10 protein-coding genes and 1 pseudogene are annotated in these 15,143 nt (G+C 73.7%); 1 reads left to right on the top strand and 10 read right to left on the bottom strand.

All coding sequences use genetic code 11. From position 1 onward, the window contains the following. Positions 1–104: 104 nt before the first annotated feature. From B124_RS09595 to B124_RS09575, 5 genes are all read right to left on the bottom strand, one after another. The gene (locus B124_RS09595; RefSeq protein WP_496502296.1) at positions 105–1,454 is read right to left on the bottom strand and encodes a phospholipase D-like domain-containing protein; all 1,350 of its coding nucleotides are present in this window, start codon (positions 1,452–1,454) and stop codon (positions 105–107) included. A 202-nt stretch (positions 1,455–1,656) separates the two neighbouring features. After that, positions 1,657–6,234, bottom strand: a complete 4,578-nt coding sequence (locus tag B124_RS09590) for an Rne/Rng family ribonuclease (RefSeq protein WP_496502295.1) — start codon at positions 6,232–6,234, stop codon at positions 1,657–1,659. Between the two features lie 221 nt (positions 6,235–6,455). Beyond that, positions 6,456–7,247: a TIGR03936 family radical SAM-associated protein gene (locus B124_RS09585; protein WP_496502294.1), complete on the bottom strand. Its 792-nt coding sequence runs from the start codon at positions 7,245–7,247 to the stop codon at positions 6,456–6,458. Between the two features lie 192 nt (positions 7,248–7,439). After that, on the bottom strand, positions 7,440–8,282 hold the full coding sequence (locus tag B124_RS09580) for a hypothetical protein (protein WP_496502293.1): 843 nt from the start codon (positions 8,280–8,282) through the stop codon (positions 7,440–7,442). Between the two features lie 162 nt (positions 8,283–8,444). Then, positions 8,445–8,999: a GNAT family N-acetyltransferase gene (locus B124_RS09575; RefSeq protein ID WP_496502292.1), complete on the bottom strand. Its 555-nt coding sequence runs from the start codon at positions 8,997–8,999 to the stop codon at positions 8,445–8,447. A 176-nt stretch (positions 9,000–9,175) separates the two neighbouring features. Between B124_RS09575 and B124_RS09570 the strand changes: the two genes are divergently transcribed. Beyond that, complete coding sequence (locus tag B124_RS09570; RefSeq protein WP_496502291.1) at positions 9,176–9,637, top strand: hypothetical protein; 462 nt, start codon at positions 9,176–9,178, stop codon at positions 9,635–9,637. Between the two features lie 201 nt (positions 9,638–9,838). Here B124_RS09570 and B124_RS09565 read toward each other — a convergent pair whose 3' ends face one another. From B124_RS09565 to B124_RS09545, 5 genes and pseudogenes are all read right to left on the bottom strand, one after another. Beyond that, positions 9,839–10,225 carry a rodlin gene (locus B124_RS09565; protein ID WP_496502290.1) on the bottom strand — a complete coding sequence of 129 codons (387 nt, stop codon included), beginning with the start codon at positions 10,223–10,225 and terminating at the stop codon, positions 9,839–9,841. A 128-nt stretch (positions 10,226–10,353) separates the two neighbouring features. Beyond that, positions 10,354–10,665, bottom strand: a complete 312-nt coding sequence (locus tag B124_RS09560) for a hypothetical protein (RefSeq protein WP_496502289.1) — start codon at positions 10,663–10,665, stop codon at positions 10,354–10,356. A gap of 322 nt (positions 10,666–10,987) precedes the next feature. Next, entirely contained in the window at positions 10,988–12,955 is a 1,968-nt protein-coding gene (locus tag B124_RS09555) for a TIGR03960 family B12-binding radical SAM protein (RefSeq protein WP_496502288.1), read from the bottom strand. A 90-nt stretch (positions 12,956–13,045) separates the two neighbouring features. Beyond that, positions 13,046–14,740 (bottom strand): CYTH and CHAD domain-containing protein, encoded by a 1,695-nt coding sequence (locus B124_RS09550; protein ID WP_496502287.1) that lies wholly within the window; start codon positions 14,738–14,740, stop codon positions 13,046–13,048. Positions 14,741–14,877: 137 nt separating this feature from the next. Further along, a pseudogene (locus B124_RS09545) lies at positions 14,878–15,143 on the bottom strand (IS110 family transposase); the annotation flags it as partial.

Below are 15,143 nucleotides of genomic sequence, written 5' to 3'. Positions count from 1 at the left end.
CTCACGAGGTGGCTGCGGGAGGGATGTGCTCAGGAGCCTGGCGTGCCATGCAGACACGCCGACGTTCAAGGTTACGGGCCCCTTGACCACCTGGTCAAACCGGGCTAGCGGAACGCGCGCTCGCCGTCCTGGGGAAGCGGCTTCACACCCTGGCACAGGTTCGTCTTGTCCGCCGTCCCGGGCCACGCCACGCTCCGCATCGACGTGTAGTGGCCGAGGTACGTGTCGTGCACGGGGTCGCTGTCGATCTTGACGACGGCCTCGTCGTTCTCGCGCAGCGCGGGGCCGGTGAAGTTCTGCGAGCCGGTGAAGACCAGCTTGTCCCGGGCGCCGGCGTACATGCCGTCGATCAGCAGGTACTTGTTGTGCACGATGTACGGCGTGGTCAGCTTCCCACCCGGGTTCTGCGGGTCGCGGTCGTCGTTGTAGCAGCGCAGCGAGGGGCCGCCCTCGGTGTGCAGCACCTCCCAGGTGCCGGGGGTGCCGCCCTGGCTCTTCGCGCTGTCGGACTCGGCGTAGACGAGACTGACGCCGCAGCCCGCCTTCTTCAGCGAGACGAGCTTGTCGGCGATCGCCTTGCGGGTGATCTTGAAGATCGCGACCCGGACCAGGGTGCGCTGGGTCACGCCGGCGGCGTCCTTGTACGTGCAGCGGACGTTGTCGAGGACGGCGTGGATCGTGTCGGTGCTGTTGGTGGTGCCGGCCCGCGGGAAGAAGTACGCCTTGTACAGGCCATTGCTCGCGGTGACCGCGCGGTAGCGCCAGTTCGCCCACTGGGCGCCGGCCATGTCGCGGAAGTACTCCGCGTACGCCCCGTACATCGCCGGGTTGTCGGGCAGCAGCAGGGCGTCGTTGAAGAACTTCGTGTGCGCGGAGGGGGTGGAGTTGGACGTCGTCTGGACGACGACGTTCCGGGCGCCCTCGACCTCTGAGAAGAGCCAGAACTTGTTGTGCATGATCGACGCCCCGTACTTCGGGTCGCCGAGGCAGGACTTGTCGACCGGGCAGAGCTTCACGAACGACGCCGCCCCCGTGCTGGTGCCGAGCGCCGCCTTCAGGGTCGCGTACGCGGGGTTGTCCGGCCGGTCGCTGCGGCTGGACTCGTCCAGCAGCACCTGCACGTTGACACCGCGGTCGCGGGCGCGCAGGAGCGCGTCCACGACCGGCTGCTCCCAGATGTGGTAGACCGCCACCTTGATCGTCGAGCCGGGGACCGCCGCGTCGGTCAGCTCGATCAGCCGCGTACGGATCGCGTGCTGCTCGTCCGCGGTGCCCAGCGGGTCGTTGAAGATCGGCCCCTCGATCCACACCCGCGGCTCCGCCGCGGCGCTGCCCGCACTGCTCACGGCGTGCACCCCGGCGGCGGACAGGACGGTGGCCAGCGCGACCGCCTGACGCGCGCCCTTGCGCGGCGCGACAGCCCGATGGCGTCCGGTGGGCTTGAACACGGACATGAAAACAACGACCCCCTGGGGTGCACGGCCGGCGGCTGCTGCCTCGATCTGCCGTGCGGTGGGGGCGCCCGCGCGCTCGAGTGCGGTGTATCCAAACCGGCACACGAAGCCGATGTCAAGTGCGCGGACATCGGGGGCGAAAGCCCCTCGCCCCGCCGGCGGACCGGCGGGGCGAGGGGCGTCCGGGACCGTCCCGGGGGCGTCAGTCCTCCGCGGTGACGGAGACCGAGGGCGGGGAGCCCTGCTCCGCCGCGGCGGTCTTCTTGACCGACTTCTTGGCCGTGGCCTTGGTCGCCGTCTTGGTGGCGGCAGCCCTCTTCGCGGTGGTCGTCGCGGCCTTCTTCGCGGTGGTCTTCGCCGTCTTCTTGGCCGCGGCCTTCTTCGCCGTCGCCTTCTTGGCGGAGGCGCGCTTGGCCGCGGTCTTCTTACGGGCCCGGGGCTTCTCCGCGCCGTCCGCCTCCGGGGCCGGCTCCACGGCCGCCGCGGTCTCCGCCGGCGCCGCGGCCACGGGCGCCGCCTCCACCGCGGCGGGCTCCGCGCCCGCCGGCTCCGCCGCAGCCGGCGGGCCGCCCGGCGACATCGCCTTGCGGGTCACCCGCCGCCGCGTACGGGCCGGCCGCGCCGGCTCCGCGGGCTCGCCGGCCACCGGCTGCTCCGCCTCGACGGGGACCTCGGCCGGGGCCTGGGCCGGAACGGCCTTGGCCTCCTTGGCCTCCTTGGCCTCCTTAGCCTCCTTGGCCTCGCCGTCCCTCGCCTCCCTGGCTTCCTTGCCTTCCTTGCCTTCCTTGGCTTCCTTGCCTTCCTTGCCCTTCTTCTTGCGCTTGCCGCCGCCCGCCCCGGCCGCCGTGGCCTGGTCCATGTGCACGATCACGCCGCGCCCGCTGCAGTGCGCGCAGGGCTCGGAGAACGACTCCAGCAGGCCCTGCCCGACCCGCTTGCGGGTCATCTGCACCAGGCCCAGCGACGTCACCTCCGCGACCTGGTGCTTCGTACGGTCGCGGCCCAGGCACTCCAGCAGCCGGCGCAGCACCAGGTCCCGGTTGGACTCCAGCACCATGTCGATGAAGTCGATCACGATGATGCCGCCGAGGTCCCGCAGCCGGAGCTGGCGCACGATCTCCTCGGCCGCCTCCAGGTTGTTCCTGGTGACCGTCTCCTCCAGGTTGCCGCCCTGCCCGGTGAACTTGCCGGTGTTGACGTCGACCACGACCATCGCCTCGGTCCTGTCGATCACCAGCGAACCGCCCGACGGCAGCCACACCTTGCGGTCCAGCGCCTTCATGAGCTGCTCGTCGATCCGGTACGTGGCGAAGGCATCCACCTCCGACGTCCACTTCGACAGCCGCTCGACGAGGTCCGGGGCCACGTGCGAGACGTAGCCGTGGATGGTGTCCCACGCCTTCGCGCCGCTGACGATGACCTTCGAGAAGTCCTCGTTGAAGATGTCGCGGACGACGCGGACGGTCATGTCCGGCTCGCCGTACAGCAGCGTGGGCGCGTTGCCGCTCTTCGCCTTCTTGAGGATGTCCTCCCACTGCTTCTGCAGCCGCTCCACGTCCCGGCGCAGCTCGTCCTCGCTGGCGCCCTCGGCGGCCGTACGGACGATGACGCCGGCGTCCTCGGGGACGATCTTCTTCAGGATCGTCTTCAGCCGGGCCCGCTCGGTGTCGGGCAGCTTGCGGCTGATGCCGGTCATCGAGCCCTCGGGCACGTACACGAGGTAGCGGCCGGGCAGCGAGACCTGGCTGGTCAGCCGGGCGCCCTTGTGGCCGATGGGGTCCTTGGTGACCTGGACCAGGACGGACTGGCCGGACTTCAGCGCGTGCTCGATACGGCGGGGGCCGTTGGCGAGGCCGAGGGCCTCGAAGTTGACCTCGCCGGCGTAGAGGACGGCGTTGCGGCCCTTGCCGATGTCGACGAACGCGGCCTCCATGGAGGGCAGGACGTTCTGCACCTTGCCGAGGTACACGTTGCCGACGTACGACGCCGACTGCTCCTTGTTGACGTAGTGCTCGACGAGGACGTTGTCCTCCAGCACGCCGATCTGCGTACGGTCGCCCTGCTGGCGCACCACCATGACGCGCTCCACCGCCTCGCGGCGGGCCAGGAACTCGGCCTCGGTGATGATCGGCACCCGCCGCCGGCCCTGCTCGCGGCCCTCGCGGCGGCGCTGCTTCTTCGCCTCCAGCCGGGTGGAGCCCTTGATGGACTGCACCTCGTCGCTGGGCTCGGCCTTGGCGCGGGGCTCGCGGACCTTGACGACGGTGCGCTCCGGGTCGTCGGGAGCCCCCTCAGCGCCCTCCGCGCCCTCGGTACGCCGACGCCGGCGGCGGCGCCGGCGGCTGCTGGTGCTGCTGGGCGTGCCGCCCCTGGCGCGGTCGCCTTCCTCGGCCTCCTCTGCGGCGCCCGCGGCCTCGGCCTCGCGGGCCTCCTCGCCGTCCTCGGCGGATTCGTCGCCGCGCTCGCCGTCCTCGGCGCCCTCGCCACGGCGCCTGCGCCGCCCGCCGCGGCGGCGCCGGCGGCGGCCACGGTCCTCGCCGTCCTCCTGGTCCTCCTGCTCGTCGCGGTCCTCCGCGGTGCCCGCCTCGGCGGTCTCGGCGGTCTCGCCGCCGGTCCCGGCCTCGGCCTCCTCGGCCTCCTCCGGTTCCTCGGCCTCCTCGGGCCCCACGGCCGCCTCGGCGGCGGCGCGCTGCGGCGTCTGGAAGGCGGGCTCGGTGAACACGGGCGCCTGGAACAGCGCGAGCGGCGCGGCCCCGAAGCCGGGCGCGGCCTGCTCGGCACCGCTTTCGGAGAACTGCCCGGCGCCGTCGGCGGCGGCCGGCTCCGCGGAGGCGGCGGCGCGGCGGGTACGGCGACGGGGCGCGGCGGTGCCGGCGTCCTCGGGGGATTCGCCGGACGCGCCGGGGACGTCACCGGCCGGAGCGGTGACCCGGCGGGTACGGCGACGGGGGGCACCGGAGTCGGCGGCGGCCTCGGCGGCGGGCTGCTCGCCAGACGCGCTGGCAACCTCCGCCGCGGGCTCACCCGCCGGAGCAGTCGCACGGCGAGTGCGGCGACGGCCAGTGCCGGAGTCGGCGACGGTCTCGTCAGCGGCCTGCTCACCGGAGGCGCTCGCCACCTCCGCGGCAGGCTCACCCGCCGGAGCGGTCGCACGCCGGGTACGGCGACGGCCGGTACCGGCCTCGGCAACGGCGTCGGCGGCGGCCTGCTCACCAGACGCACTCGCCGTCTCCGCCGCGGGCTCACCCACCGGGGCGGTCGCACGCCGGGTACGGCGACGGCCAGTGCCGGCGGCCGGCTCGGCGGCGTCGGCGTCCGTGCCCGTGGCGGAGTCGGCCGCCTCTGCGGCTGCCGCGGGCTCGGCGGCGGGCTCGACGTGGGTGGGCTCGCCCGCGGGGGCCGTGACCCGGCGGGGCCTGCGGCGCCGGGTGCCCGCGGCGGGCTCGGCGGCGTCCTCTCCGGCGGCGGACGCCGCGGCGGCCTGGTCACCGGGCGCGGCGTCCGCCGCGGCCTCCGCCGTCTCGGCGTCGGCCTTGCGACGGCGTACGCGACGGGTGCGCGGCGCCGGCTCCTCGTCGGCGGCCGGGGCTCCGGCGGGCTCGGCCGGGGCCGCGGCGGCGGCCGGCTCCGCGGTCTCCGGCGTACCCGCGCTGCGTACGACACGGCGGCGCTTGCGCCCCTTCGGGGCAGCGTCGGCGTCCTGCTCCGGCCCGGCGTCCGCGGCGGCGGGGCCGGCGTCGGCCTCCGTCGCCGGCCGCGGCGCGCCCTCGGCGACCGGTTCTGCGACCGGCTCGGCCGCCGGTTCCGGTGCCGGCGTCTGCGACGCCGGCTCGGTGCCGCCGGCCGGGGTGCCCGCCGTGCGGGTCACCCGGCGGCGCCTGCGGCGGGGGCCGGATTCGGCGGAAGCGTCGGCGCCGTCGGCCTCTGTTTCGTTGTCGGCCACGGTCTGGGCTCCCTCGTTGGTGCTTGCATGGTGGTCTGTGGTCGCGGCCTCCCCGGCCGCGGCGGGCTGCCGCGCGGCACCGGCGGCGGCCGTCGGCTGCGGCGTCCCCGCATCCCGTACGACCCGCCGCCTCCGCGGCGGCGCGGCCTCGGCGACCGGCTCGGTGCCGGTCTCGTCCGGGGCGGGCGCGGGGGCGGTGTAGTGCCCGGACGCCGCAGGCTCGGGCTGGCCGCTCGCGGGCACGACGACGGTGTCCGGCCCGGTGGCCTCCGGCGTGCCGGCGTCACGTACGACGCGCCGCCGCGAGCGCCTCGCCGGCGGGGCGACCGCGGCATCGGCACCCGGCGCCGCCCCGGCGGTGTCCTCTCCGGCTAGGGCCTCTCCGGCTGCGGCCGCGGGCGTGCCGGCGGCCCCTTCGCCGTCTTCTTCGTCGTCTACGGCCGGTTCCCCGGCACCGGCAGCCGCGGGCACGGCGCTCTGCGGCTCAGCCGCGGCCGGCTCCGCGGGCCCCGGACCGGCCGCGGCACCGGCCGGCGGCACATCGGCCGCCGGCAGAGCAGCACCGGGACCGCCCGCCGCTCCCGCGGCGGGCTCGTACGTCAGTGCCGGCTCCGGGTTCCCGGTGGCCGGCTCCGTGGTTCTCAGCGTCATGTCCCCGCTGATCGGCAGGGACGTGCTCGGTGACACCTCCCCCGCCGGCTCCGCCGCCGCGCGCCGGCGGCGGAAGGGCAGGCGGTCACTGGGGGTGTCGAGTGGTCCGCCAATGGCGGCTTCGGCATCGCCGGTGCTGCCCGCGGAAGGCGACTGCGCTTCCGAAGGCTCAATCGGTTCGAGCATGCGGGCGGTTCTCCCGTCACGCCCCCGGGCGCCACCCCCCGGTACGGCGGCGGCCCGTGCCGTGCACAGGGCCACCGCCCGGGACGTATGCGCCGCGCGAGGGCTCTTGTCTCGCTCGCCGGGCCCGCCTCCTCAGGCGGACCGGCGAAAGTCTGCTGGTCCATGCGCCTGCCGGGCCCGGGGTGGCTCCCTCGTCCACCGGCGGCGCTTCGACACCGTCCCTACCCGGTGCCGTCCCCTGCCGTGGGCGGGGTTCCGCTCGCGGCCTGCGGTGTGGCGGCGAGGACCTTGGCATCGTCGGCATCGTCGCGGTCCGGCGCAAGCGGATCGGTCACCGTACCGGTCTCCGCGTCGAGCGGCCCCTGCGCCAGCCTGGTCACCGCTGCCGGGACCGGCGGCGCCAGGTCAGCCGCGACTCGCAGGCCGGACAGGACGTCGTCGGGTCGCACGGCAGGTGTCAGGTGCCGCACTACCAGGCGCAGTATCGCACAAGGACCCGCCTGCGGCCTATCGCCCCCGTCCGGGAGCACCTCGAGCGCGGCCACCGCACCGCGCGTGTCGAAGGTCCTCATCCCCTTCTTCGTCTGCCGTTTCACCTCGACCGTCGCCGCGGCCAGGAAGGCGCGGACCGCCTCCTCGGCCGTGGCGGGCGGCACGCCGTCGAGCCGCAGCTCCCACACCGACGCCCCCAGCCGGTCGGCGAGTCCCGGAGTGCGGGCCTCGACGGCGTCGACGACGTCGAGACCGGCGGGCAGGGACTCGTCGAGCAGCGCGCGCAGCAGCTCCGGGTCGCGGGCCTCGGTGAGCGCGATCTCCAGGTACTCGGCCTCGCTCGCGGTGCCCGTGGGGGCCGCGTTCGCGTACGAGACCTTGGGGTGCGGGGTGAAGCCGGCGGAGTACGCCATGGGCACCTCGGCCCGGCGCAGCGCCCGCTCGAAGGCGCGCTGGAAGTCGCGGTGGCTGTTGAACCGGAGGCGGCCGCGCTTGGTGTAGCGGAGTCGGATGCGCTGCACCGGGGGTGCGGGCGGCGGGCCTTCGGGCTGTCGCTTGCCCAGAGTCGTTCAGTCCTTCGTCCGTGAGCTTGTCCTGCCCCCAGGGTACGTGCCCGTCTTCCGGCGGCCTCCCCTCCGTCTGCTCTCCGTCCGCCTTTCATATGCGTCGTACGGACGCCGCGTTGGCCGCCGGCGGCGCCGCGCGACGAGGGCTCAGCGGTGTCCCGGCTGGTGCTTGACCAGGTCCACCGCGGGTCCGGGGGCGCCCGCGGGCGGCGGTCCCGCGGCACGCGGCGCCGCGCCGCGAGCCGGCTCCCGCGGGGCGCCGAAGAGCGCGGCGCGCAGCTCCATGCGGGTGCGGCGGGCCGTCGCCCGCGCCGCCGCGACGGCGTCCCGGCCGGCGCGCCAGGCGCCGCGGAGGGCACGGCCCAGGGGGCGGGCCGTGGCGTTCCACAACCAGCGGGTGATCCGCCCGGCGACGGACCAGGCGGGGGCGATGACGTAGCGCCAGAGGAGGAGGAAGGGGAGCAGGAGCGCGCTCAGCACCCAGCCGACGACGGTGAGGAGCCCGCGGAGCAGCCACAGCAGGCCGGTGCCGAGCGGCTTCAGGACGTACGACCAGAGCAGCGACGCGGGCGCCGCCACCAGCCACCGCCACGCCCACGCCAGCCCCGCCGCCAGGGCCCTGGCCGCGGCGGCGATCCCGCGGCCGACGGGGCGCAGGACGTAGCGGTACAGGGCGGTCGCGGGGACGACGACGAGGACGTGCAGCAGCCACCGCAGGCCGTGGCCGGCGGGCGTCATGAGGGACTTGTAGAGCCAGGCGGCCGGCGCCGCGACCAGCCAGCGCCAGGCCCACGCCAGGGGCGCGGCGACGGCCCGGCGCCAGACCCACCGCACGCCGCGGCCCAGCGGCGCCAGCACCCGCCGGTACAGCCACACCGCCGGCCGGGCCACCAGCCACTCCGCCAGCCACAGCAGCCCGGTGCCGAGCCCCTTCGCGGCGGCTACGAACACGTCCCACACCGCCCGCACCGGCACCACGAGGACGATCACGACCCACCGGACCGGCGCCGCGAGACAGCCCCCGCCGCCCGCGTCACCGCCGGGCGATGCCGATCCGTACCGTGCCTGCTCCGGTGCCCCGTACCGTTCCCGCTCCTGGGCCACAGCCCTCATCCCCCTCGTCCGCCCGCGCGGACGCACCCCCGTGCACCGCTACGTCCGCGCCGCCCCCGTGGCGACCCAGTAACGCAGCTTCAGTCCCCGCCGGTCCTCGAACACGCCCCCGTTGGCCTCGATGACCTTCCGCGACCCGACGTTGTCGTGGTCGCACGTCACCAGCACCTCCGCCAGCCCCAGACCGCGGGCCACGGGCAGCGCGCCGCGCAGCATGGCGGTGGCGTGGCCCCGCCGGCGGGCGGTGGGCCGGACATCGTAGCCGATGTGCCCTCCCTGCTCCCGCAGAAAACCGGTGAGCGAGTGGCGTATGGCGACCCGGCCGAGATAGGCGTCCCCCTCCACGTACCAGAGCGTGGTGCAGTGCACCCAGCCCGGGCGGATGATCGGGATCGTCTCGTCGGCCTCGGCGCGCAGCCCCGCGACGTACGAGGCGAAGACGGCGGGGTCGTGCCAGCGCCGGCGCCAGCGGCGGAGGTCCTGGCCGATGGACGTGTCGTCGCCGACCGCGCCCCGGCCCTCGGCCTCGAACTCCTTCATCGCCTCGGCGAAGGAGGCACGAAATCGAACGTCCGGGGTGGTCAGTTGCGGCATCGGGCCATGCTTACGGGCTTCGCGGCGCCCCGGCAACCGGATAACCGGAGGTCACAACGTATTCACAAAACAGTTGGGGCAACTGCACACGGTGAGGCTCATGGGGGAATTTTCGTTAATCAAAGGTTTTGTGGAAGCATGACGGCGAAAGTGCCGTTTCCTCACTGGTGGTGACCATGGGCCAGCACGCCCTCCGAATCCCCTCCCGTACGCACCGCGCCCTCCTGCGCGCCGGCCTGATCGCGGCGGCGGCCGGCTCCGCGCTCGCGGCCGGCGGAGCCGCAGGAGCCGCCGAGGCCCCCGCGGACGGCCCGCCGGGCACGGCGCTGGACACGCTGGGCAAGCTGAAGGCCGGCGAGGACAACAAGATCGACACCAAGCAGGTCGCCGCGGCGCTGCACGGCGTCGGCCAGGGCGTGGAGACGACCTGGCGCACGACGCTCGGGCCGCTGACGGCCCTCCAGCTCAACCCGCTGGCCAAGACCGGCTCCGACCCGCTGGACAACTCGATCAGCACCGCGCCCGGCGCGGGCGGTGCGCCGCTGAGCACGGCGGCGATCACCGGGCCGCTGGCCGAGGGCGCGTCGCTGAGCGAGCTGCCCACCCTCGGCCCGCTCGTCTCGGGTCTCGTCGGCTGACCTCTCGTCGGCTGACCGCAGCCGCCCGGCAGAGCGGCGCAGACGGCCCGCGGAGCGTGCTCCGCGGGCCGTCTGCGTGCGCCGTGGGCCGGCTCATCCCGTACGGGCCGGCCCGTACGCGCCCCGCACAAGGCCCCGGCCCGGGGCGAGTACGTGACTCGCCCCGGGCCGGGTACCGGGATTCCCCGTGTGGTGCGGGGGTCAGCCGGCGTTGTTGCCCGCGCCGTTGCCCGAGAGGATCGGGAAGTCGTCCAGCAGGTGGGACAGCGGGGCGTCGCCCTGGTCCGCGCTGGAGTTCTTGGCGCAGGTCTGGTTCTGGTTCTGGCTCAGGATCTCGGAGATGCTGAGCACGTTCTTCGCGACCTGCGGCAGCGCGATGCAGGTGTCGTTGAACGAGCCGTTGACCAGGGCCATGTTCGGGCTCATGTAGCCGCCCGTCTGGGTGTTGCCGTAAGCCTGCGTCGAGCCGTTGCCGTTGGCGTACGGGCCGTCGCCGGCGTCGTCGACAGCCATCGCCTGCGGGGCGGCCAGCGCGGAGGCACCGAGCATGGTGACGGCGACCGCCGCGGTCTTCAGGTACTTCTTCATGGTGTTCTTTCCTTTTCCACCTGAGGGAACAACGATGCGGGCACGCTGTACAACTCCGCACCCTTGAGTGAGTTATCCGGAATCGCCCGTTCGGACGATCGGATGGTGTCCGGAGCGAAACCGACCGCTCAGGAGCCGCCGTACGACTCCGCGCCGGCGGGCGCCAGGATGTTCTTTGGCAGGGCGCCCTGGATGATGTAGTGCGCCGCTTCTTCGACCGGCCGGACAACCCCCCGGACCTGCGGCCCGTCGACCGGCAGGCTTTGCTGCACCACGTCGGTCACGGGCTGGTTGACCAGTCCCTCCACGGCCTGCCGGGCCGCGGCGTCCAGGCTCAGGTCCGGGTTGGTGAGCTCGGGATCGATTGCGCCCGCCGGGCCGGCAGTGCCGAGTGCCAGGGCGGCACCGCACAGGACCACGGCAGACTTGACGTACTTCACTTGGCATCCTTTCCGCCACGGAGTCTTCGGAGCGATTTCCTTACCGTCGGAGCGACGGCCGTTCTCCCGAAGCCCCACCTTCGTCATTCGAAACGAGGGCGGCGCAGAGACGACACGGCACGCGGAATAATCGCTTACAAGTCCCCCGCGCGGAGCAACAATGCGATTGTCGGCGGAATGCAGAAAAGCCTTCGTGAAATGCCAGGAAATGCCGACCGCATGCGGGCACAGCGAAGCCCCGAGCCGTCGTTCCGGCCCGGGGCCACCTGTCTTTTCGCCCGCACGTGCGGGTCTTCTCCTCCGGCCCGCCGGCCGGCCTGCGTCAACCTGTGTTTCCACCCGTCCGGCCGTCGACCACGCTCAGCGGCAGCAGCTTCTTGCCGCTCTCGCTCAGTTGTGGCCAAGTGTCGAACTGCGGGCACACGCCGCAGTCGAAGCAGGGAGTCCAGCGGCAGTCCTCGACCTCCGTCTCGTCGAGGGCGTCCTGCCAGTCCTCCCAGAGCCAGTCCTTGTCCAGGCCCGAGTCCAGGTGGTCCCAGGGCAGGACCTCCTCGTAGGAGCGCTCGCGCGTCGTGTACCAGTCGACGTCCACGCCGTGCGCGGGGAGCGCCTTGTCCGCGCAGCGCATCCAGCGCTCGTACGAGAAGTGCTCCCGCCAGCCGTCGAAACGGCCGCCGTCCTCGTAGACGGCGCGGATGACGTCGCCGACGCGGCGGTCGCCGCGGGAGAGCAGGCCCTCGACGATGCCGGGCTTGCCGTCGTGGTAGCGGAAGCCGATGGCGCGGCCGTGGCGCTTGTCGGCGCGGATGCGGTCGCGGAGCTTCTCCAGGCGGGCGTCGGTGTCTTCGGCGGAGAGCTGCGGGGCCCACTGGAAGGGCGTGTGCGGCTTGGGTACGAAACCCCCGATGGACACGGTGCAGCGGATGTCGTTGGACCGCGCGACCTCGCGGCCCTTGGCGATGACCTTGGCCGCCATGTCCGCGATCTGCACCACGTCCTCGTCGGTCTCGGTGGGCAGCCCGCACATGAAGTAGAGCTTGACCTGCCGCCAGCCGTTGCCGTACGCGGTGGCGACGGTGCGGATCAGGTCCTCCTCCGAGACCATCTTGTTGATGACCTTGCGGATGCGCTCCGTGGCGCCCTCGGGGGCGAAGGTCAGGCCGGAGCGGCGGCCGTTGCGCGTCAGCTCGTTGGCCAGGTCGATGTTGAAGGCGTCGACCCGGGTGGAGGGGAGCGACAGGCCGACCTTGTCCTCCTCGTAGCGGTCGGCGAGGCCCTTGGCGACGTCGCCGATCTCGCTGTGGTCGGCCGACGACAGCGACAGCAGGCCGACCTCCTCGAAGCCGGTGGCCTTCAGGCCCCGGTCGACCATCTCGCCGATGCCGGTGATGCTGCGCTCCCGTACCGGCCGGGTGATCATGCCGGCCTGGCAGAAGCGGCAGCCGCGGGTGCAGCCGCGGAAGATCTCCACGCTCATCCGCTCGTGCACGGTCTCGGCCATCGGCACCAGCGGCTGCTTCGGGTACGGCCACTCGTCGAGGTCCATGACGGTGTGCTTGGAGACCCGCCACGGCACGCCTGAGCGGTTCGGCACGACGCGGGCGATGCGGCCGTCGGGCAGGTACTCGACGTCGTAGAACGACGGGACGTACACCCCGCCCGTCTTCGCCAGCCGCAGCAGCAGCTCCTCGCGCCCGCCGGGGCGGCCCGCCGCCTTCCACTCCTTGACCACGTCGGTGATCGTCAGCACGGCCTGCTCGCCGTCGCCGATCACCGCGCAGTCGATGAAGCCGGCGATCGGCTCCGGGTTGAACGCGGCGTGGCCGCCCGCGACGACGACCGGGTCGTCGTCGCCGCGGTCGGCGGCGGCCAGCGGGATGCCGGCGAGGTCGAGGGCGGCGAGGAGGTTGGTGTAGCCCAGCTCGGTGGAGAAGGAGACGCCGAACAGGTCGAAGGCGCGCACGGGGCGGTGGCTGTCCACGGTGAACTGCGGCACGCCGTGCGTGCGCATCAGCTCCTCCAGGTCCGGCCACACGCTGTACGTGCGCTCGGCCAGGGTGTCGGCGCGCTCGTTCAGCACCTCGTAGAGGATCATGACGCCCTGGTTGGGCAGGCCGACCTCGTAGGCGTCGGGGTACATCAGCGCCCAGCGGACGTCGACCGCGTCCCAGTCCTTGACGGTCGAGTTCAGCTCACCGCCAACGTACTGGATCGGTTTCTGGACATGCGGCAGGAGGGCTTCCAGGCGGGGGAAGACCGACTCGGCGGTGGATGCGGGCGCGGCAGTCATCGGGAAAGCTGTCCTCGGCGGTCCTGTGATACGTACGCGGGTGACCATTCAGCGTAGCGCGCGCCCCGCGCGTGTCCCTCTTCGCGCTGCTCACAGATGCTTCCGCGACAGCCGCGACAGCCGCGACAGCCGCGGCAGCCGGTCGCGAAGCTGCGCCGCGCGCTCCTCCTCGCGCGCGTAGAGGACGCCGTACGTGAAGGAGGGCTCCCCCGCGGCCTGCGCCTGCACCGCGATCTCGCGCAGCGCGGCCCGCGCCAGCACCCCGTCCTGGTAATCGCCCAGCAGGTCCTGGACCTCCCGCATCAGCGACGTGACGGTCCTGGCCTCCCGGCCGAGGACGGGGCGGGCCGCCTCGGCGGCGTAGCGCGTGCGCTTGGCGGCCTTGCGGGTCTCGTGGATGGCGGTGTCGCGGTCGGGGCCCGGCGCGAGGTCGAAGGTCTGCTGCAGGGCGCCGGCGAAGCGCCGGTACTGCCGGTCGACGGCCTTGCGGAGTACGGGCTCAGCGGGGCGGGCGGCGGCGGGGCGCAGGGGCGGGTCGGCCAGGAGGTCGTCGAGGGCGTCGAGCAGGGCGAGGTAGCGGCGGCCGTCGAGCACGGCGGTGATACGGCGCCGGGAGCCGCTGCGGCGGGCGGCCGACCAGGTGCGCAGCCGGCCGCGGACGGGGCCGAGGACGAGCGGTCGCGGCAGCTCGGCCAGGCCGGCGTGGATGCGCTCGGTGAGCACCTCGCGGTCGCGGTCGATGCCGAGTTCGCCGGCCAGCCAGCGCAGTTCGGCGGAGACGGCGTCGGTGCGGGTGCGGTCGAGGACGGTGCGGTAGCCGCGGAACGTGCTGCGCAGGCGGCGGCTGGCGACGCGCATCTGGTGGACGGCGTCGGGCAGGTCGCGGCGGACGGCGGGGTCGAGTTCGACGAGGGCGGTGATCTGGGTGCGTACGTAGTCGAGGACGACGTCGCCCGCGGGGCGGGCGGCGGGCTCGGGGGGCTCGTGGCCGGCCGGCTTCTTCTTGGCGGCGGACTTCTTCCCGCCGCTCTTGGCGCGCTTGCCCTTGGCGCCCTTCGCGCCCTTCGCGCCCTTGCCGGCTTTGCTGCCCTTGCCGTCCTTCGCCTTCTTGCCGCTCTTCGGCTTCTTCCCGTCCTCCTCCGCCGCCTCCTCGCTCTTCTCGCCCTTCTCGCCCTTCGCCTCCGTCGCGGCGAGCGCCCGCGCCAGCTTCGACGCCGCCGCCGACCGCCGCAGCCCGGCTCCGGTCAGTACCGCCTCCACCGCGTCGAGCACCGCCGGGTCTGCCCCGGGGCTCAACTCGGCCTCCACCTCGGCCCAGCGCGCCGTCGCCCCCGTCTCCGGGCGCTCCGCGGTCACCCGGTCGACGGAGACCTCCGCGACCGGTGCGCCGTCCGCGTCGAGGAGTTGGTGTACGTCCCGCTCCGAGCGGATGCGGACGACGGGCGCCAGCTCGGCGTCCCGGGTGCGGGAGCGGACGAGTGCCGTGAGGCGGCGCGGTATGCCCACGCCGAGCGGGGCGCGGATCTCGTCGCGTACGCCGGGGGCCACCGGCAGCTTCAGGTGCCAGCCCGCGTCGTCGCCGCCCGTGCGGCGGCGCAGGGTGATGCCGTCGGCCGCCAGCCGGCGGGCGGCGGTGTCGTAGTAGACGGCGTCGAGCAGGGCGGTGCCCTGGTCGGCCACCGCCGCCACGCCGTCGGCACTCGTCAGGTCCGGCAGCGGGGGCAGCTCGCGGGTGTCCGCCGCGGCCTCGTACTTCCGCTCGATTTCGCGCACCGTGTCCACCATGAGTCGAATTTAGCCGCGCTCGGGCGTTTGGTCATGAGGTGCGCGGGGCCGGATCGGGGGAACGTGCCGGGTGGCGAGGGTCCCGGGGGTGTCCTAGCGTCGCGCCCAGAACGACAAGGAGCTTCCCAATGCTGATGTCAAGCCGCTGCCGTGACGGGTGGTGTGGCTTCGTAGCACGCTCCGTCGCGGATCATGGCCCACAGGACGTTGACGCGGCGGCGCGCGAGCGCCAGCAGCGCCTGCTTGTGGCCCTTGCCCTCGGCTCTCTTGCGCGCGTAGTACGCCTTGGAGGCTGGGCAGCCCTTAAGACTGGAGAGCGCGGAGAGGTACATAGCGTTGAGCAGGCCGCGGTGAAACCGGCGTGGTCTGCGGAGGTTGCCGCTGACGCGGCCGGAGTCTCGTG

This window comes from Streptomyces sp. CNP082, from assembly GCF_059570535.1.
Note: the sequence above shows the minus strand (reverse complement) of the source record. Positions and strands in the feature narration are given on the sequence as shown.